At 38.0% G+C, this 21,146-nt stretch carries 15 protein-coding genes and 1 pseudogene; 10 read left to right on the forward strand and 6 right to left on the reverse strand.

Annotated features, from left to right (window positions below; all coding sequences use genetic code 11):
- The first annotated feature begins 12 nt into the window (after positions 1-12).
- On the forward strand, positions 13-1,614 hold the full coding sequence (locus IGJ99_RS05415) for a phosphatase PAP2/LCP family protein (RefSeq protein ID WP_077151656.1): 1,602 nt from the start codon (positions 13-15) through the stop codon (positions 1,612-1,614).
- A 122-nt stretch (positions 1,615-1,736) separates the two neighbouring features.
- On the opposite strand, the gene IGJ99_RS05420 is transcribed toward IGJ99_RS05415, so the two are convergent.
- The 3 genes from IGJ99_RS05420 to IGJ99_RS05430 form a co-directional block, all read right to left on the reverse strand.
- Positions 1,737-2,477: a hypothetical protein gene (locus tag IGJ99_RS05420; RefSeq protein ID WP_438770666.1), complete on the reverse strand. Its 741-nt coding sequence runs from the start codon at positions 2,475-2,477 to the stop codon at positions 1,737-1,739.
- Positions 2,478-2,785: 308 nt separating this feature from the next.
- Positions 2,786-3,031 (reverse strand): hypothetical protein, encoded by a 246-nt coding sequence (locus tag IGJ99_RS05425; RefSeq protein ID WP_010735801.1) that lies wholly within the window; start codon positions 3,029-3,031, stop codon positions 2,786-2,788.
- Between the two features lie 22 nt (positions 3,032-3,053).
- Positions 3,054-3,905, reverse strand: coding sequence for an aldo/keto reductase (locus IGJ99_RS05430; protein ID WP_010735800.1), 852 nt, complete (start codon positions 3,903-3,905; stop codon positions 3,054-3,056).
- A 159-nt stretch (positions 3,906-4,064) separates the two neighbouring features.
- Here IGJ99_RS05430 and IGJ99_RS05435 point away from each other — a divergent pair, with 159 nt between their 5' ends.
- Entirely contained in the window at positions 4,065-5,069 is a 1,005-nt protein-coding gene (locus IGJ99_RS05435; RefSeq protein WP_019723512.1) for a nucleoid-associated protein, read from the forward strand.
- A gap of 129 nt (positions 5,070-5,198) precedes the next feature.
- Here IGJ99_RS05435 and IGJ99_RS05440 read toward each other — a convergent pair whose 3' ends face one another.
- A complete protein-coding gene (locus IGJ99_RS05440; protein ID WP_029594083.1) occupies positions 5,199-5,555 on the reverse strand; it encodes a YxeA family protein in 357 nt (118 codons plus the stop codon).
- A gap of 241 nt (positions 5,556-5,796) precedes the next feature.
- On the opposite strand from IGJ99_RS05440, the gene IGJ99_RS05445 reads away from it, so the two are divergent.
- The 3 genes and pseudogenes from IGJ99_RS05445 to fic all read left to right on the forward strand — a co-directional run.
- A complete protein-coding gene (locus IGJ99_RS05445; RefSeq protein ID WP_023519459.1) occupies positions 5,797-7,680 on the forward strand; it encodes a glycosyltransferase family 2 protein in 1,884 nt (627 codons plus the stop codon).
- Between the two features lie 407 nt (positions 7,681-8,087).
- On the forward strand, positions 8,088-9,275 hold the full coding sequence (gene tuf / locus IGJ99_RS05450; protein ID WP_438770667.1) for an elongation factor Tu: 1,188 nt from the start codon (positions 8,088-8,090) through the stop codon (positions 9,273-9,275).
- A 180-nt stretch (positions 9,276-9,455) separates the two neighbouring features.
- A pseudogene (gene fic / locus IGJ99_RS05455) lies at positions 9,456-9,968 on the forward strand (protein adenylyltransferase Fic); the annotation flags it as partial.
- Positions 9,969-10,042: 74 nt separating this feature from the next.
- Here the strand turns inward: fic and mprF are convergent.
- Positions 10,043-12,628: a bifunctional lysylphosphatidylglycerol flippase/synthetase MprF gene (gene mprF, locus IGJ99_RS05460; RefSeq protein WP_178946743.1), complete on the reverse strand. Its 2,586-nt coding sequence runs from the start codon at positions 12,626-12,628 to the stop codon at positions 10,043-10,045.
- 23 nt (positions 12,629-12,651) lie between these two features.
- On the reverse strand, positions 12,652-13,368 hold the full coding sequence (locus IGJ99_RS05465) for an alpha/beta fold hydrolase (protein ID WP_010735792.1): 717 nt from the start codon (positions 13,366-13,368) through the stop codon (positions 12,652-12,654).
- A 210-nt stretch (positions 13,369-13,578) separates the two neighbouring features.
- Between IGJ99_RS05465 and IGJ99_RS05470 the strand changes: the two genes are divergently transcribed.
- From IGJ99_RS05470 to rpoD, 5 genes are all read left to right on the forward strand, one after another.
- Positions 13,579-14,208: a lysozyme family protein gene (locus IGJ99_RS05470; RefSeq protein ID WP_010735791.1), complete on the forward strand. Its 630-nt coding sequence runs from the start codon at positions 13,579-13,581 to the stop codon at positions 14,206-14,208.
- A 102-nt stretch (positions 14,209-14,310) separates the two neighbouring features.
- A complete protein-coding gene (locus IGJ99_RS05475) occupies positions 14,311-15,147 on the forward strand; it encodes a DUF368 domain-containing protein (RefSeq protein WP_041684401.1) in 837 nt (278 codons plus the stop codon).
- 248 nt (positions 15,148-15,395) lie between these two features.
- Entirely contained in the window at positions 15,396-17,765 is a 2,370-nt protein-coding gene (locus IGJ99_RS05480) for a cation-translocating P-type ATPase (RefSeq protein ID WP_438770916.1), read from the forward strand.
- Positions 17,766-17,933: 168 nt separating this feature from the next.
- A complete protein-coding gene (gene dnaG, locus IGJ99_RS05485) occupies positions 17,934-19,775 on the forward strand; it encodes a DNA primase (protein WP_137072163.1) in 1,842 nt (613 codons plus the stop codon).
- Between the two features lie 23 nt (positions 19,776-19,798).
- On the forward strand, positions 19,799-20,908 hold the full coding sequence (rpoD, locus tag IGJ99_RS05490) for an RNA polymerase sigma factor RpoD (RefSeq protein WP_010735787.1): 1,110 nt from the start codon (positions 19,799-19,801) through the stop codon (positions 20,906-20,908).
- Positions 20,909-21,146 lie beyond the last annotated feature (238 nt).

The following is a 21,146-nucleotide window of genomic DNA, read 5'->3' on the forward strand; positions in this document are numbered from 1 at the left end:
AGGGAAGTTATTATGAAACAGATGCCAAAAGGAACATTGGTGGTAGCATTCGTATCACTCGTCTTATTGACGACTTTGACCACACTAGTTATGACAGAAAACACCTTATTCAACCAACTTGATTTAGCCATTTATCAACAGGAGCGATTAATCGAATTCCCAGTATTAACAACATTTTTTAGTTATTTTGCAAAACTAGCAACGATTATTCCTACTTTATTTTTCACAGGGTTGCTTGCAATTTTTAGTTGGCGGAAACAGTACCACAAATTAGCCATTTGGCAAGTCTTAATGGTTTTGACAGTTAGTTTGATTGGCTACGTGATGAAACAAGCTATCCAGCGGACACGACCTGATGTGGAGCAATTGATTCCTAGATCTTCTTACTCTTTTCCAAGTGGTCATTCGATTTTGTCTATGACGCTATTCTTAGTATTTTTGATCACCATGTACATTATTTATCGCGAGAAAAGGGTAAATAAACTAGTATGGGTGGGGGCTCTATATCCATTATTGATTGCTAGTTCTAGAATTTATTTGAGAGTACATTATCCTAGCGATATCTTGGCAGGTTTTTTACTGAGTTTTTCAGTTGTTTTCTTATGCTATAGTCTGTTTTTCTCTTTTATCACTGAAAAAACAGTAAGAAAAAAGCACCAACAAAAACGAATATTCACTAGAAAACAAAAAGTTTTATTGTCTATTATGGCATTTCTTTTCCTATTAGTAGGTTCTGCAGTTGCGTATGGTGTTCGCTTTTACTACGATGCCAGACAGACCGTGACTTCGATGCAACAACCGTTACAAAGAGAAACCGTTCAGCGGGAAAAGGATACGCCAGTCAGCATTTTAGTTTTAGGTATCGCCAATAATTCAATTAGAAAAACGGACTATCGTGCAAATACGATCATGTTGGTGACATTGAATAATCAAAAGAAAACAACGACGATCACGAGTATTCCTCGAGATTCTTTCGTAGAAATTGCCAATATGGATGGACTGGTTGATAAAATCAACCATGCTCATTCTTACGGTGGTATCGACATGATGGTGGATACGGTTGAACAATATCTTGATATACCGATTCATCACTATGTATCGTTGAATATGGATGGATTAGAAGCGTTGATCGATGCTGTGGGAGGAATCACTGTAAATAATGCGTTTGAGTTTACAGCAGAAGACATCCATTATCCAGAAGGAACGCTAGAATTAAATGGTTGGGAAGGATTACAGTATGCGCGCATGCGAGCAGAAGATCCTGAGGATGACTATGGGCGACAGAAAAGGCAAAGGGAAGTCGTCAACATTTTAGTCAATGAGTTCTTATCTGTGAAAAGTTTATTCAATTATCGCCAGCTTTTAGAGGTAGTCGGTGAAAATGGGACAACGGATATGTCCTTAGATGAAATGCTCGGAATGATGAATGAATACCATTCGGCATTATCCAATATCACGAACCATCAGTTGAAAGGTGAACAATATATTGGTGATGGCATCTTGGGAGAAGCAGGGATCTACTATGAGAAGATACCCGATGAGGAACGGATGAGAGTGATGCAGTTGGTGCAAGAGCAATTAGAAACAACAGGGAAGAACGCAGCGCAACAATAGGAACAATCGATATTCTCTTTTTTACATTTATAAATGATAAAAAAAGCAGTTGAAATGAACGATGATCGTCATTTCAGCTGCTTTTTTAGGTAAAAATCATCACGCAATCTATTTGCTTGCGTTTATCTTTCGTTGATCGGTGTAGTGGCAAATTGTTCGATCAATGGCACTAATGTTAATTTCACTTTGTATTTACGTTCTAAAGCTTTTTCGATCGTAAATTCATTGACAGCAGACATAGAGATCTCTGCTAATTTTCGTGTGTCGTCTTTGACTGTTTCATTGATCACTACAGCATCTGCTGTTTTTTCAGCAGTGAACTTCGGATATTCTGCTACTTGTTTGGCAAAATCATCGAAAGTCAAAGAATCTGTCTCAACTTTTTCATCACTTGTTTTCTTGTCAGTTGTTGCTTTTTTACTGACTGATTGAGAAGTTGTCTCAACTTTTTCAACTTCTTTTGTTGGTGTTTCTTTTACGGACGCGTCATTAGTGACTGGTGTCGCTGCAGGTTGAGCCGTTGGTTGATCTTTTTTCATGCGTTGATCATTCCAGTAAGAAACAATCTCAATCAATAGGTTGTCACGGAAACGTTCAAAAATCGTTGCTTCACCAGAACGAATACGTTTCAAGACAGCAGTAAAGTTATCGTCGATTGGTACATTGATGCGTGTATCTTCATTTGCTTGTCCTGCTAAGCCAATGATTAAGACTTGACGGTTTTTAGGATCAAGCATGACTTGCAATGGCAGACCATAACGGCGTAAACTTTCTTCTTCCAATGAACGGAATAATTGTGTGCGAATTCCATCTAAAGAAGGACGGAATTGTTTTAATAATTTTTGTTTTTGTTTTTTCTTCATAGATACTCTCCTTCATTCATACCCTTTCGATTATAAGAAAAAAACGAGCAAATGAAAAGGTTTATCAAGAAAAAACTTTTATTACTTCGATGGAAAAACAAAATTGAGTGGGATAATCGACCTCTCACATATGCTAAAACTGAATAAACGGTGGAAACAGCAGTAAACTTCTCGGAAATAAGGCGACATCCACAGAAATTTGATGAACAATTTCGTAGATATCGCCTTATTTCTCGAGGTTAAATACTTCTGTTCCAATCTCTCAAAAAGGGGAGCAAAAGTCCACAGACTAATGCTCCCTCATCTAGTTATTTTTTTGGCAATAAGGCAAAGGTGACTAGTTCAGGTGAATAGATGACCTCATGTCCTTGCCATTGCATCGTCATCAATGAATGATCCAAACGTTTTTTTATTTCCGCAAGTTTTTCATCCCTTGACCAGTTTCGAGCAGGAAAATGCTGGATTTTTTCTGGACGGATCAAAAAGATAAAATCTGGATCAAATGTCTGAGTCACTTTTTCAGATAAACGATCTAAGCGGTCCACGGGGTTCATAGAATATCACTATCCTTTACCTTTAAAATTGTGTAGTATCTGGATCTTTTGCTTTGCCAACGACACCATCTAATTGGTCGATCGTCTTCATTTCTTCTTCTGATAGCTCAAAATCAAATAATTCAGTGTTCTCCTTGATTCTGCTTGGTGTAACAGATTTTGGTAATGGTAAGAAACCGTGTTGTAATGACCAACGTAGCGCTACTTGGGCAACGCTCTTATTGTGTGTGTTGGCAATCTCTTGCATTTCTGTGACGTCGAAGATTTTACCAGTGCCAAGAGGGCTATATGCTTCAAGGACCATATCATGTTTTTTCGCGTACTCAACAACAGGTGGTTGCAATTCGCCTGGAGCAAGAAATACTTGATTGACCATTGGCATGATTTTTGCTGTTTTTGCAAGTTCATCTAAGTGATGCGGTAAGAAGTTGCTGACACCGATCGCTTTGATTTTGCCAGCTTCGTATAACTCTTCAAAAGCACGCCATGTTTCGGCATTCGCTTCTTGCCAATTTTCGCGGAAAGAAACTGGATTAGGCCAATGGATCAAGAAAAGATCCACATAGTCTGTTTGTAATTTTTTTAAGGACTCTTCGAAAGAGGACATTGCTAGATCGTAGCTATGGTTTTCGTTCCAAAGTTTAGTCGTTAAGAAAATCTCTTCTCTTGGAACACCACTTTCTTTGATTGCTTGTCCGACACTTTCTTCGTTTTTGTACCCTTGAGCGGTATCAATATGACGATAACCGGCAGCTAATGCTTCTTTAACTGAGGAAACAGCAACGTCTCCGTCAGGGGTTTGCCAAGTACCGAAACCGACAACAGGGATTTCATAGCCATTTGATAAACGGTAAGTAGATGTTAGTGAATTCATACTTTCAGCTCCTTTGATTTTAGTACACTTTAAGTGTAGCTTATTTTCTAAAAAAAGAAATGTATTTTGTTTGTTATAAAATATTTTTTTGTTCGTTCCATTTTGTCTCTGGTATTTTTGTTTGATTTTCCGTAAACTAGAGCAGAAAGGAATGAAACGATGGATATCTATTTAAAAAAAGCAATCTTGCATATTATTGATCGAGAAACAGGATCTCCTGTATTTTCACAACAAGAACTGGATCTTACGAAAGATTTTGTCAGGGACTTTCTACAAAAGAAGATCCAAAAAATCTCTTCTGCACAAACTAAAACAGGGCAACTCACTGAAGAAAGCCTATTTTCTCAAAACTTGAAACAGTGTCAAGAAAATTTTGTCGAAGAAAGTGAGCGTTTAGTCCAACGGTGGTTTGACATCTATGCAGAAAGTGAGGAAGCACCTAGTGCAGATGTTTTCGTTGTCTTGTATGAAGTAGACACTGTGATGTATTTAGCCTTATTGAAAGTGAATTATCGTGATGCTTATACTCACTATGTGGAAGCAGATGAAGCCGGTATTGACAACCGTTTGATTTTGAACCGAGCGATCCTTGGCTCAAAATCTCAAAAAGCAGATGAAGCCTTAGCAGTCAATCTGACAGATCTGACGTATGAGTTGATTGAAAAACGCTATGAGTTCTCTGGTAAAAAAGAATGGTACTTTTCGGGAAAAGTGATTGAGAGCGTCCCGGCACCTTCTTTGGAAGACAACGTCAAAGTGATAAAAAAAGTGGCGAAGCAGCTAGGCAAGAAGTTTGAAGCAGAAGAATTCGATATCATGGCGGACTTAAAAGAAGCTGTGTATGATACGATCGAAGAAAAAGGTAGATTGGATCATGAAATGATCGCGGAGAAAGTATTCAAAGAAAATATCACTGCCAAGTTAGCATTCCAAGAAGAAGTCAAAGAACAAGGCTTTATTCCAGAAGCACCACCAGTGAAAGAAGTACAAGAAATCTCAGAGAAAAAATTCGGAAAGCAAAAATTCCGTTTATCAAATGGCATTGAATTGATTGTACCAGTAGACGTTTATCGTAACCCGGATCTGATTGAATTTGTCAATAATCCTGATGGTACGATCTCTGTCATGATTAAAAATGTGGATGAAGTATTGAATCGTCTATAGTTTCTTTTAGATGAATCAAAGAAACCAAATAAAAGTGAATAGTAAAAAAGCAGTCAATATCCACGAAGATCGTTTTTCAAGTCTTGTGGGTGTTGACTGCCTTTTTTGTGTTGTTTATTGTAAACTGGTTCATTGATCTAATTGATCTAACGCTTTGTCCGGCACTTGAGAAGCTGTTACTTCTTCCCAACTGATGACGCCTTTACGTGAATTGACTTTTAGTTTTAAATAAGCATCCATTTTTAAAGGACGTTCTCTCGCTTCACGTAAAGTGACTGCTTTTTCTTCTCCTTGTGCGTTGTAAGCATTTTGGTCGTATACATAAATAGAAACGTCCATGTCATTGTCTGCTGAGTCAACTTCTTTTTCTCCGTTAGTGGTGATTTTTGTATAATAAGTTTCACCGCCATAGAAATAATCATAAGCGATAAAGCTTCCTCCTAGGAAAATTCCCAATACAATCAATAATGCTATCAATTTTTTTATCATTTTTTTCACCTCGGATACTATTATTCAACAAAATCTATTATTCGTCTATCGAAAGTCCAAAATTTATCGTATTTATATATAATAATGGCATATTCGCCGTTTTATGTATAAAATACTTAAGTTTTCTGTGAGAACATTTTTCAAAGTTGAGCTTACGATAATCGAATTTTAGGAGAGCTAGTTGCTTTGCTTAAAAAAACACAAATTATATAATAATGTTATGAAAGGTGGTATTAAAATGGAACTGTATTATTTAGTTGGTTTGTTTGGTATAATTTTTGGACTTTATGTGTTAGCAAAAAGAAACAATAAGATAAAACCATTCTTTTCCAAATTAACTTTAGCATTTTTGGTTGTATACTTGATCTGGCGTCTTTTCTACACGATCCCAAATGATGGCGTGATATCATTAACTTTCGGTCTTATTTTATATGTGGCAGAATTTATTGGTTTATTTGTGTATGGTTTTTTTATTTACTTGTTTTCTAATAAGTTGTCGAAAGAGTCCATGAGAGTTCATTACGATGAGGAGCCATTTCAACCAAGTGTAGCAGCGTTTATATGTACGTATAATGAGGATAATAAATTAGTGATTGCGACTGCTTTGGCTGTCAAAGCGTTACGTTATCCAAATAAGAAAATATATATTTGTGATGATGGTCATCGTGAGGAATTGAAAGAACTTGCAGAAAAATACCATATTGGTTATCTGACAAGAGAAGGTAACGAGAACGCAAAGGCAGGAAATATCAACTATGCACTTTCACAAACAAGTAGCGACTTGATTTTGCTTTTAGATGCTGATTTCATCGTTAAGAAAAATATTATTTACGAGGCTATCGATTATTTTAGAAATCCAAAGGTTGCGTTAATTCAATATCCTCAAACTTTTTATAATAAAGATCCCTTCCAATTATTGAGAAAATCATTTTACAATGAACAGGAATTATTTATGCGTTTTTTAGAACCAGCTCTTTCACGTGAAAATGCGTTGATCCATATCGGGACCAACGCTATCATTCGACGCAGTGCTTTAGAGGAGATAGGTGGCGTCCCAACAAAAAGCATTACTGAAGATATGGCAACAGGGATGTTATTGCAAAATGCTGGTTATGAAACGATTTTCATAAATAAAGCTTATGCTTTGGGAATCACGCCTTATACAGCTCGAGAGCTGTCCTCTCAACGGACACGTTGGGCCCAAGGTACAAAGCAAATATTTGACCATTTTAAACCACGTAAATTTAAAGGGTTATCTCGTATGCAAAAATTGTGTTACTATAATTCTTATTTGTACTGGTTTACTTCATTTCAAAAAATCATTTTTTTATTAGCACCAACTCTTTTTATGGTCTTTGATATATTTATTGTTCGAAGTAACAACAATCAGTTATTATTGTTCTTTTTACCACCGTTTGTCATGATTTCTCTTTCGTTTCGGTTGTATGTTCCTAAAATCAGGAATCTTACTACTTCGCATATCTATGATTGTTTTGTCGCGCCGATCCATACTAGAGCATTGATCAAAGAGTTCTTTCATTCGGAAAAAAAATTCAAAGTGACAAAAAAGGAACTTGTTGACAGTCAATCATTTGATTGGCGAACAGTTTTTCCTCACATGTTACTATTTGGTTGGATCGCTTTCGCCTCTATCGTTGCATTGTACCGACTTTATCGAGGAGAAGGATATGAAACAGGCTATATTGTGACACTTCTATGGTCAGTGTATAACCTCTATGGATTATTCTATGCGATTTTGATTGGTAAAAATCGAACAATTGAAAGCGACAGTGAAGCATTGAGCATTGTAACAAAGAAACAACTAAGTTATCTATCCCAATCATTTGAGATGTATCAAATGAGTTATAACGGATTTAGACTTCGTTCCAAAAAATTAGTTACTCCCACTTTTACACCTGGGAAAGCTTATTTATTTATGGATGAGAAAACTGGACTTAGAATCAATTCGATATGTAAAGAAAATCATGGGAGATATGCGACTTTCTCATTTAACAATTTGACACAAGCTTCTGCAGAAGAACTTGCAAGTTACTACAGTGATCAGTTGAATGCAGCAAAACAATTAGAATTCGATATGGAAACCGATACTTTACAAAGTTGAGAGTATGACTATTACTAATAGAAAACGAACGCTGTCAATAATAACAATAGCGTTATGACAGAGGTCGGCACAGAAGTATTTAGGCTCGAGAAATAAGACGACAGCTACGTAAATTGTTCTTCAAATTTTTGTGGCTGCCGTCTTATTTCCGAAGAGTTTACTTCTGTCCCCGCTGTATATTCCCTTTTAGAATATGCGTGAAGACTAATGTCCCACTCACTTTTTATTGAAATAGTGTATCGAAACACTTTAATTGACTTTGACCAATTTTGACGTATAATAGGGTTTGTTCATAACTTACAAAAAGTAAGTGTAGATGATTTTTTTGAGTTTATACTGAAAAAACTGTTATGGACGATGAGCTGAAATCATTCAGTGCATAAGACTATTTAGGAGGTTTGTTAATTATGGCAAAAGAACATTTTGATAGAAGTAAACCACACGTAAACATCGGAACCATTGGGCACGTTGACCATGGGAAGACCACATTGACTGCTGCAATCACGACAGTATTAGGGAAAAAAGGCTTAGCAAATCCTCAAGATTATGCAAGCATTGATGCAGCTCCAGAAGAACGTGAACGTGGAATCACCATCAACACAGCACACGTAGAATATGAAACTGATAAACGTCACTATGCACATATCGATGCACCAGGACATGCGGATTATGTGAAGAACATGATCACAGGTGCCGCTCAAATGGATGGTGCGATCTTAGTTGTTTCTGCGACAGACGGACCAATGCCTCAAACTCGCGAGCATATCCTTTTGTCACGTCAAGTTGGTGTAAAATATTTGATTGTATTTTTGAATAAAGTTGATTTGGTCGATGATGAAGAATTGATCGATCTTGTAGAAATGGAAGTTCGTGAATTATTGAATGAATATGGTTTCCCAGGTGATGACACACCTGTCATCAAAGGCTCTGCATTGAAAGCATTGCAAGGTGACTCAGAAGCAGAAGCTGCGATCAATGAATTGATGGAAACAGTGGATGACTATATCCCAACACCAGAACGTGATACCGATAAACCATTGCTTTTACCAGTTGAAGATGTTTTCTCAATCACTGGTCGCGGAACGGTAGCATCTGGTCGGATCGACCGTGGAGCTGTTCGTGTCGGTGATGAAATCGAGATCATCGGAATCAAACCTGAAACGAAAAAAGCGGTTGTGACAGGGGTAGAGATGTTCCGTAAAACGTTAGATTATGGCGAAGCTGGAGATAACGTCGGAATCTTGTTACGTGGTATTCAAAGAGAAGATATTGAACGTGGTCAAGTAATTGCGAAACCTGGTTCAATCACACCACATACAAAATTCAAAGCGGAAGTTTATGTATTGACGAAAGAAGAAGGCGGACGTCATACACCGTTCTTCAATAACTACCGCCCACAATTTTATTTCCGCACAACAGACGTAACAGGTACGATCGTGTTGCCAGAAGGAACAGAAATGGTTATGCCTGGTGACAACGTAACCATCGACGTAGAATTGATCCATCCAGTGGCAATCGAACAAGGAACGACTTTCTCTATTCGTGAAGGTGGTCGAACTGTCGGTTCAGGAATGGTAACAGAAATCGAAGCGTAAGTATTTATATAAAAAAAATATAAAACCTGTGGACAAGGTATTTACTTGAATATCTTGTCCAATGGTTGTAATAGAAGTGTTAATCACCGATAAAAAAGCGAGCAAACTCGAAAATTTCTTTGAATTTTTGGGTTTCTCGCTTTTTTTTTGTGGGGGGAATCTTCGAACAACATTTTATGAGATTCTGGAAGAATAGATGAATTAGAAATTTGAACGTTCAAAGGGTTGAGCGAAATCCATGACTATTTGTTTTCTGAAATCGATGATTTTATTGGGGAAATTCGCTCAGTAAATAGTGCAAAGGGAAATTTTCGGTTTGCGCCGGTCATGTATTTAGAGTATTCTCTAAAACATATTGACCAAATGCTACAGTCTACTTTTGAAGAAATCATCAAAAAAAATGTAGAGATGAACATCGCTCATCCTTTTCGTGAAGAGAACGGTAGGAGTACTAGAATTTGGTTAGATCTCATTTTGAAATCGGAGATACAGAAAGTGGTTGACTGGAATCTAATTGACAAGTCGGATTATTTATCTGCAATGGAACGTAGTCCGATCAATGACTTAGAAATCAGCTATTTGATTTATAACGCGTTGACAGATAAGATTTCCGATCGTGAACTGTATATGAAAGGGATCGATGTGAGTTATTTTTATGAAGGTTACTCTGAATATACGATTGATGATTTATAACAGAAGGAAAAAATGTTTTATGAATAAACAAAGTACGCCTGATTTTGACTAAAACAGCAAAATCAGGCGTTTTTTTATTTACGGAACCATTTTTTTAAGCCATTCAAAGGTTTTGTTTTTTGATCAACGGGCGCATTGTCAATGATCAATAACGTGATCATTACATAAGCGATCCAACTATCTCTTGAATAAAGTGTATAGCGAGATTTCCAGTTGGTGGCATATTTATCTTTGTATTCTCTCAACCCTTGAAAAGAATAGAAATGTGAGCCAAATTCATAGACTAGATAAGCAATCCGTTCTTGAATGAAACTTTTTCTTGAAGTCCCAACATTAGACAAAGGAGCCATACCCAAATTGAACCATCGGATATTTTCCTCCTTCATATATTCAAAAAGATGGATGAATAAATAGTCCATGCTGCCGGAAGGGGCAGTATCTGGATCATAGCGCATCAAATCAATCGTTCCGATCTTATCATTCGTATAAGTCGGCATGATCGAAGCGAAAGCGACCAACTCATCTTGATCGTTTTTGACGACTGCAATCGGTGCTCGCTGTAAATAGTCTTCTGAGAAGAAACCTAATGAGAAGCCTTTTTCTTTGCGACTGCCTAGCCAACGATCAGAAATGGTTTTAAGCTCAGCCATTTGTTGGGATGAATATGGGGGCTGAAGTACCTCAAACGTGAATCCTTCTCGTTCGATGCGATTCAGTATCGCACGTGTGCCTTTCATTTTTTTCCCAGAAGTCGTGAAGTCGGCTAACGAAACATGGCCTTCTTCGCCCATTTTGATAAAATCATAGCCAAATTCATGAAGGATCATAACCAGTTCTTCGCTCGTTTCATAAAAGACTGGCAAGTAGCATAAGCGATCTGTTTCTGCGATAAAGGCTTCGATCGCTTCTGGAAAATCTTCTTTTTTGCCTGAGGGATCGCCCATCACCACACACTTATTGTTATAACTAGCAAATTGTAACAAGACGGTTGCTTCCCCGTCTTTTTCATAGGTAAACATCCGTTTATCTTTCAAAAAAATCAGTTGACTATCTGAATTACCGCCGTAAGTTTCTAAAATCGTGGTGGCGACCGCTTCATCTAACTCTTGTCCAACTTGTGATTTTTTACCTTGGAGATAGTGGACAAATAAAATCATGATAAAGGCTACTGCTAAAATTGCTAGAAAACCAGACAACCAAATTTTTTCTGATGGAAATAGAAAAAATGAAATAAACCGATGATTACGATGTGGGAAAGTGGGCATATTATAAACACCGATCACGATATATAAAACGGTCAATGCACCTATGATCAACCCATCGATCGTCAACCATTCCCACGAGTAGATAAATTGATCTCTGAACAATTCATTACGTGAAGCGATCACGATACCTAATAGCAATAGTAAGAAAATAATGCCAGTAGTGCTTAGATCATTCAGTCCAACATAAATTAATGAAACAAGGATCAAAAAAATGGTTGGCCAGTAGACACGCTTGACTCTGGCTGCGATGCCTCGTCCCATAATAACAAACAAGAAGCCTAACAATATGCTTGGAAATTGCATAATAAAATGCATCTTTATAGGATTGATATGATGCAACCAACGAAACTCAGTAAATGCTTGCGGGATCGTTGCTGAAAGAACCAACATGATGCCAGAAAAATACATTAAGATCACCAGGATCTTCCGGGCAATCTGGGTCGCTAATTGCTTTGGAATACCAGAGTATCGTTGGTCGATCGATACACCGACATTTTTAAAGAAGAAAACTAATCCAATGAAAAATGGAATAAAGTAATAGAAGATCCGATAAAGCAAGATCCAGATCACAACGGTTTCTTTAGGGATACCTAGAGCTGATAAACCAAAGATCATCATCACATCAAAACTACCGATTTCTCCTGGGATCATTGAGATGATCCCGATAACTGAAGCAGCGATAAATAGAGGGATTGTTTGCCATAGATCGATGGGGATCTCCATCAAATAGCCGACTGCAAGAAAGGTTCCTAAGACACCCGTCCATTCCAATAAGGAAACGAGTAACAATTGCCCTTGGGATTTAATTGAAAGACCACCAACATAGCCTTCTTTTTTGATCGTGGTAAAAATAAAAACGATGGGGAAATACAAACCACCGGCAATCAACCAAATCCAATACTGTTTAAGAAACGGAGCGACAGGAGTAAAGAAGACCATAAAAAACGAGACTAAACTATACAGAGATAAACCCGCCATCAAAAATAAAAATACTTTAGATAAAGCTTGCATGACTTGTTTGCTATCTTTTCTTTGACCGTAGAGTTCGGATCGTAAACCGATACTGACAAAGCCACCAAATCCAGCAATGTTATTAATGGTATTGATCATCCAACTTGTTTCAAATAAATATAATGGCTTTTGCTTTTGATTTAGTAACTTGTTGAAAATCAAATCATATCCAATCATGGGTAGAATAGAAATCAACCCAATCAAAAACATGACACCAATTTTCCAGAGTGGGATCGTGGAAAATGTTTGAGCTAGTTGGTCCGCAGATAACAAAGTACTGATTGTCATCAATTCACGAATAATAATCACTAATACAGAAATCAAAAAAATCGTTTTGATAAGTCTCAAGTGGCTTTTGAACCACTGAATGATTGGCTTGAACAAAAAATCACCTACTATTTTCAAATTTATTTTGTCAAGAAGTCTAAAACTTCTTGATTGAAGCGTTCTGGGTTTTGGCGAGCTAATTGGTGTCCTTGTCCTGTGACGAGAACAAATGAAGCATTAGGGATCGTTTTCGCTAAATAAAGCGAATGTTTCAGTTTGATGACATCTTTTTTACCGACGATGATCAGTGTTGGGCAATTGATTTTTTCTAAATGTTCTGTCGTGAGGCCAATATCATGAAGCAATAAATCGATGACCAATAAATGCTGACGTAAATGTGGCTGGAACAGTGCGCGCAACCAAACAAAGAAATAGTGAAAAGCACTGAGTAGTCGTGAGGACCAGAGAACCCCATTCAACCGTGTATTACCCGAATTTAAAATCAAGCGATTGACCCTATCTGGATAATTGCTTGAAAAAACTAAGGCAAGATTGGCTCCATCACTAAATCCCAAGATATTCGCTTGTGAGATTTGTTCCAGCAGCATGACTGTCAATAAATCATCTGCCATCAAACGAAAATTCAATGTTCCTGCTTGATTTGTCGATTGTCCATGCCCGCGACTATCGATGAGATAGATCGTAAAGTATTGTTCTAAAACGGGCACTTGTTCTGAAAAGAAATCACCGCTCCCGTCATTTCCATGAAGTAGCAAGAGGGGAAATCCATGTCCACTTTTTTCATAATAGATGTCAGTACCATCTGCCATTTTTGCAAATTTCTTTTCTCTTTTCACATTTATCACCTACTATTTTGAATTATAACGCTCTTTATCTATTTTAGAAATCGAAACTCTATAAAACGAACGATCATTTTCGTAAGATGAAAGGGAAAATGAAACATTCATTTTTTATTAAATTAAATAAGAAAAAACAGAGAAAAAATAGCCAAGAATGAAAAGAAATAGTAAGATAAAAAAAGATGTCAAATAGCTAGGTGGGTTTGAATGAAGAAAAAAAGAAAATCAATCTTCCGTATGATCGTAGGTCTATTTGTCTTCACGATTCTGGCAACGATTCTTTTTCTATTCGGTAGAACATATCAATCGATCAAGCGTGTAGAAAATTATCAGCCAGAGATTTCGTCAGCATTAGAAAAGTATCAAATGCAAGAACATGAGAATCTAGTGAAGGCAATCATACTTACTGAATCAAGAGGAAATGGTGTCGATTTGATGCAAAGTTCGGAAAGTGCCTATGGACAGATGGAGGCGATCACGACACAAGAAGGAAGTATTGACCAAGGAGTCAAATACCTCTCAGAGATGATAGCTGAGGCGAAAGCATTAGGTTGCGATCTGGCGACAGCGATCCAAGCGTACAATTTTGGCAAAGACTATATTGCTTACGTCAACGAAAGAGGCGGGAAGAACACGGTCCGTTTAGCCGAAGAGTATTCTAGGGATGTGTTGAGTCCGCTTTTAGGCAATGACAACAAAAAAACCTATCGCTATTGGCGAATCCAGTCATTATTGTATAATGGTGGGTATTTATACCATAATGGTGGTAATATGTTTTATGCAGATGTAGTGAAGATGAACCAACAGTTTCTTGAATGGTATGAAAATATTTTTTAAGCCTGTTGGATCGAACCAACTGCAAATCAAAGCAAGACGAATAATGAATACAATGAATGGAAAGAAGGAGTGCTTGGACGAGTGGAAGAAAATCAAAAAGTAATGGAGAAAAGAGAGAATACAACGAAAGATTGGGGATTAAGATTTTTCAAAGGAATGTTTATCGGCTCAGGATTTATCTTGCCGGGAGTGAGCGGAGGAGCTTTAGCAGCAGTATTTGGAATGTATGAGCGGCTGATTTCTTTCTTAGCACATATCACTAGAAACTTTAAAGAAAACGTCTTATTCTTTTTACCAGTCGGCTTAGGTGGTGTCACTGGTGTATTCTTGCTGTCTTTTTTAGTCAGTTTTTTACTAGGGGCCTATGAAACAACGATTTTGTGGTTCTTTGTGGGATGTATTGCTGGAACGGTGCCCGCTTTATGGAAAGAGTCAGGGAAAAAAGGCCGAAACAATACAGATCTCATTATTATGGTTGTGACATTTATTTTAGGTTATCTTTTCTTGTTATATGGTGCCCGTTTATTTGATGGGCAAGTAGAACAAAATGTCTATACCTGGATGATGGCAGGCGGTTTGATTGGTCTCGGAATGATCGTTCCTGGATTAAGTCCATCGAATTTTTTAGTTTACATGGGACTGTATAAAGCGATGGCTGATGGATTTAAAGAAGTGCGTTTAGAAGTGATCATTCCTATTGCAATCGGCGGAATCGTGTGTGTACTAGGTCTTTCCAAAGTAATGGATTTTATTTTCTCAAAAGCTTATAGCAAATTATTCCATTTTATTCTAGGCATTGTTTTTGCATCCACGATCATGATCATTCCTACAAATTATAGTGGACTTGGCATTTTAGGTATCTTGGCATGTCTAGTGTTATTCATTGCTGGTGCTGCACTAGGCTGGTGGATGAGCCGTTTAGAAGAGCAGTATAAGTAGAAGAAGCACAAGAAGAAAAGTCACGTGATCGTTGTATTCAATCAGCCAAGTTCTTGATAGATGGTTCGAAGAAACGATTCTCTTCTGTGATTTTTCTAGGTGAAGTATATGGTGAGATAGAAAAATAGAAAACAGATCCGCTGTTTTTTGATTTTTCTATCTTTTTTTAAAATTAAAAAAACGAGTTGTTTTTAATCGTAGAAACAGCTAGACTAATTGAAGTGATTATTTTTGAAAGTTGGCGTGATATGGAAATGAAAGAATTAAAGGGACTTACAGAAAATGAAGTGAGCCAAAGACGTGCCTCTGGTCAACAGAATGATTACCAAGAGGATGCTACAAAAAGTACGAAACAAATTTTCAGCGATAATATTTTAACATTATTCAATTTTTTGAACTTAGGAATAGGACTCTGCTTATTACTAGTTGGAGCCTATTCAAACATGGCTTACTTAGCAATTATTTTTGTAAATATCACCATGGGGATCTATCAGGAAATCCATGCGCGTAATCTTGTGCGCCGATTATCAATCGTCTCACAGGCGGAAGTAACCGTCATTCGTGATGGGAAAGAACAGATGATTGCAACGAAAGAACTAGTTTTAGGCGATCTTGTAAAAATCGGTGCGGGTGAACAGATTCCTTCAGACTTGCAAGTGATCAGTGGTCGGGCAGAGGCAAATGAAGCTTTACTGACCGGTGAATCTGATTTGATCGTCAAAGAGTCAGGAGCAGAATTACTTTCTGGTAGTTACCTGACTAGTGGCTCTGTCTTTGCTACAGTTATCCGTGTTGGGGCAGATAATTATGCTGTCCGCTTGACCAACGAAGCAAAAACACACAAGGAAATTCATTCGGAACTTGTGGAATCGATCCGCAAAGTATCTAAGTTTACAAGTTTTGTGATCATTCCTTTAGGGATCATCTTATTCTTGGAAGCTTTGTTCATTCGAAATGCGTCGATCCAACTATCAGTCGTTGCTTCTGCGGCGGCCTTACTGGGAATGTTACCAAAAGGATTAGTGTTATTGATCAGTATCGCATTGACGACTGGTGTAACTAAACTAGCGAAGAAACGAATCTTAGTCCAAGATATGTATTCGATCGAAACATTGGCACATGTAGATACATTATGTCTTGATAAAACAGGGACGATCACCGAAGGAAAAATGAGCATCCAACGAGTCGAACCCTTAAATAAAACCTATGAAAAAATGATTCCAACCATCATGGGGACATATTTAGCTGAAAGTAGCGATAACAATGTCACAATGCGTGCGTTGAGAGAGTATTTCGAGATTTCTAATCGTTACGATGTCGGAGAAAAATTAGCCTTTTCATCTGACCGCAAATGGGGCGCAATGGAATTTCCTGAACTAGGTGTAGTCTATGTCGGGGCTCCGGAACGGTTAGTGGCAGACGATCAGTTGCCGGAAAGTTTAGTGGAAGCCCAGGCCAACGGGTTTCGTGTATTGATGTTAGGTCTTGCTCCCAATCAAACGTTGTCTTCAGGCGATCCTCAAGGGGTTGAACCGATTGCTTTGTTTGAAATCGATGATCCTATCCGTAAAAACGCGCAAGAAACCTTAGCTTATCTACACGAAGAAGGGGTAGACTTGAAAGTGATTTCTGGAGACAATCCTTTTACGGTGTCAAATATTGCGCGACGTGCTGATTTGCCCAACTATCAATCGTATGTTGATCTATCTGATTTGACAGAAGAAGCAGAAGTCAGAAAAGCGGCGCATCAATATACAGTTTTTGGGCGAGTGAGTCCGCAACAAAAGAAACTCTTAGTCAACGAACTGAAAGCAAGTGGACGAACAGTTGCAATGACTGGAGATGGCGTAAACGATGTATTGGCTTTACGTGAAGCCGATTGTAGTATTGCGATGGCAGAAGGAGACGGAGCGACACGACAAATTGCTAATCTTGTCTTGTTAGATTCTGATTTTACGACATTGCCCGAGGTATTGTTTGAGGGACGCCGAGTCGTGAATAACGTAACGAAAGTTTCAGGTATTTTCTTTATTAAGACAATCTATTCATTTATCTTATCGATTTTATGTGCAGTGACGGCTATCGGATTCCCATTTATTCCGATCCAGATCACGTTGATCGATCTTGCTATCGAAGGGTATCCATCTTTCTTCTTATCATTTGAGAATGATAAACGAAAAGTCGATTATCGCTATCTGCCTACTGCGCTAGTCAATGCATTACCTAATGCATTGCTTGTTGCTTTCAATACTGTGGCGATTTACCTGATCGGTCACAACCAAGGTTGGACATCTGGTGAAACAACGACATTGATGTATTATTTATTGATTGGGATCAGCTGTCTGGCAGTGATCAAAGCCTGCTTGCCATTCAATCTATTACGAATTTTCTTAGCAGTTACCACAGTGGTCGGTATTTATGTTGCTGCGATGCTTTTCCATCATATATTAGAAGTCAATCTTGGGTTAGGAAATACTTGGCCATATTTTGTTGGCTTTATGATTTTGAATGTGTTATTACGTTTAGGATATTGGAAATTAGGCATACAAAACAAATTATTGAATAAAGTAAATGCAAATAAAACTCATCATACTCAAGTGGAAGAAAATGTCATATAATCCAGTATCTATCACTTGAAAAAGTATAGGAATATGGTACAATGAAACATGTATAATTGTGTCCTTTAAAATCGCACTGATTTTCGTTAGTGCGATTTTTTACCGGTTATTCTCCTGAAATGTCTTGTCGATGAGTATGAGATATCAACTAATGCAGGGGGTGAGAATATGGCTCAAAGGATCCCTCAAGAGACCATTGAGACGATTCGTAATCAAACGAATATCGTTGAGGTGATTGGGCAATACGTCCAGTTGAAAAAATCTGGGAAGAATTATTTAGGTCTCTGCCCTTTCCATGAAGAACGTACTCCTTCATTTTCGGTTGCGGAAGATAAGCAGATTTTCCATTGCTTTGGTTGTGGAAAAGGTGGGAATGTCTTTACGTTTCTTCAAGAATTGGAAGGTCTGTCTTTTCCAGAAGCAGTGGTCAAGGTCGCTGATTTAGAACAGATCCAACTCGAAGATCAGTGGCGACAACAAACGCTGACTACTCAAACCGGAGATTCAGCTACTGGTAAATTGATCGCGGCTCATGAAAAAGCAGTAGAAGTTTATCATCACATGTTGTTGCACACAAAAGTAGGTGAGCCAGCGTTAAATTATTTACTCGAACGTGGTCTGACCACCGAGTTGATCGAAGAATTCAAGATCGGTTTTGCGCCAAATGAACGCTCATTTTTACAACAAGTGTTCCAAAATGAAGACTATTCTGAGGAAGTATTCAAGCAGTCCGGCTTGTTTGTGACACATGATGATGGACGGATGTCGGATCGTTTTTATCAACGGATCATGTTTCCTCTTCGTAATGGTCAAGGTCGGACGATCGGGTTTTCTGGTCGTTACTTGGCTAGTGAACACGATGCAAAAGATCAACCAAAATATTTGAACAGTCCTGAAACGGATCTATTCAACAAAAGACAAGTCTTATTCAACTTAGACAAAGCACGTAGTGAGATCCGCAAGTCGGGTGAAATCTTACTATTCGAAGGATTTATGGATGTTATCGCTGCATGGCAAGCGGGTCTCAAGACTGGTTTAGCCTCCATGGGAACAAGTCTGACGACTCAACAGATCCAGCAGATGGAAAAACTGACAAAAGAATTAGTGTTTTGTTATGATGGTGACCGTGCGGGTGTAGAAGCTACGAACCGAGGCATCGAACTACTGCGTCAAAATAGTCGAATGCAATTATCTGTCGTAGCGATCCCAGAAAAACTCGATCCAGATGAGTACTTGAGAAAGTATGGGGAAGAGGCTTTTCAAGAATTAGTTTTACACGGACGAGAAACCATTTTTGCTTTTAAATCGCGTTATTTGAAGCAAGAAAAAAATCTGGAAAATGAAAAAGATAAAATTGAATATCTTGAAGCGGTACTAAGTGAATTGAGTAAAGTTGTTTCGCCAATCGAACAAGACATGTATCTAACGCAGTTATCAGCAGAATTTCAGCTGAGTCGAGAAACGATGCAAAAACAAATACGTGATTTGCGCCGAAAGAATCAACCAACCAAGCAAGAACAAGCTCAACCAACGACAGAGCAGGTGTCCGTAAAATCTGGAACGATCAGACAAAAACGCCCACTATCTCAGGTTGAAAAAGCAGAACAAATGCTATTGTATCGAGCGTTCAAAGAACTTGCTGTGCGTAATCTACTCAAGGAACAAGGCGTTCAATTTATTCATGATACTTATGCAGAAATCTATTTTTTATTTGATGCGTTTGTATCTCAAAATGGAGAATTCAAACTTGCGGAGTTTTTAGACTTCTTGCAAGATGAAAATTTAAGGCGGATAGTGGTCGAGATCGAATATATGCGAATGGCTGAAGAAAGTACGCCACGTGAGATCCAAGACTTACTGAGAGTGATCAGTAAATCGGGCTTAGCTGAAGAAATCATAACAAAAAAACAGATGCAGCAAGAAGCACGACGTACTGGGAACAAACAGTTAGAATTGGAATTGACGATTGAGATCATCAATTTAACGAAACAGTTAAAACAAGCCGAATAGCTACTTAAAGGGGGCCTTCTTTTATGGCAAATGGAACAGATGTTAAAAAATATGAAGCAGCAGTGGCAGCGTTCATTAAAGAAAATAAACCAAAAGGGCAAGTGATTTATGATGATCTATCAAATAAACTTGCGACACCATTCACTTTAAATGCAGATGAAATGGATAAGTTGATCCAAAAAGTAGAGGACGCAGGTATCAGCGTCGTTGACGAAAATGGTGAACCATCGATCCATAGTCTGAAAAGTGCTGAGAAAAAAGCAGAACAAGCGAAAACAGAAGATCTTTCTGCACCGACAGGCGTCAAAATCAATGATCCTGTTCGGATGTACCTCAAAGAAATTGGCCGCGTCTCCCTTTTAACTGCAGAAGAAGAAGTAGCATTAGCATTGAAGATCGAAGAAGGTGACCAGGAAGCGAAACAACGCTTAGCTGAAGCTAACCTTCGTTTAGTTGTAAGTATTGCCAAAAGATATGTGGGTCGTGGGATGCAATTTTTAGATTTGATCCAAGAAGGAAATATGGGATTGATGAAAGCTGTTGAAAAATTTGACTACCGTAAAGGGTTCAAATTTTCTACCTACGCAACTTGGTGGATCCGTCAAGCGATCACACGTGCGATTGCTGACCAAGCCCGTACGATTCGTATTCCAGTGCATATGGTGGAAACCATCAATAAATTGATCCGTATCCAACGTCAATTACTACAAGACTTAGGAAGAGAACCAACGCCTGAAGAAATCGGTGCTGAAATGGATCTTCCTACAGAAAAAGTACGCGAAATCTTAAAAATCGCTCAAGAACCTGTCTCATTAGAAACACCAATCGGTGAAGAAGATGATTCACATTTAGGTGATTTTATCGAGGACCAAGAAGCAACTAGTCCTGCGGAACATGCAGCGTATGAATTATTGAAAGAACAATTAGAAGATGTCTTAGATACTTTGACAGATCGTGAAGAAAACGTCTTACGTTTGCGTTTTGGCTTAGATGATGGCCGTACACGTACGTTGGAAGAAGTAGGTAAAGTCTTCGGCGTGACTCGTGAACGTATTCGACAAATCGAAGCAAAAGCATTAAGAAAACTTCGCCACCCATCACGCTCAAAACAATTGAAAGATTTCTTGGAATAATCAAGAAATAATTTTTTAAACAAAAAAACAGATCATTTTTCTTGAATGATAGAAAACCCTCAAAGTAGGAGATCTCTCCAGCTATTGAGGGTTTGTTTTTTATCAAACAATTCGACTAACTTTCAACAAAGGTCCGTTTAAACAAAGTAGCTCATTACGGTCGTTATTTATTTTTTACTGAAAGACTTATTTGTTTTTTTATAAAATCCTTAGGATATCCTATTGGCGTGTGGATTAG

The sequence above is a fragment of the Enterococcus sp. AZ095b genome (assembly GCF_051714725.1).
Classification (GTDB): Bacteria; Bacillota; Bacilli; order Lactobacillales; family Enterococcaceae; genus Enterococcus_B; species Enterococcus_B pernyi.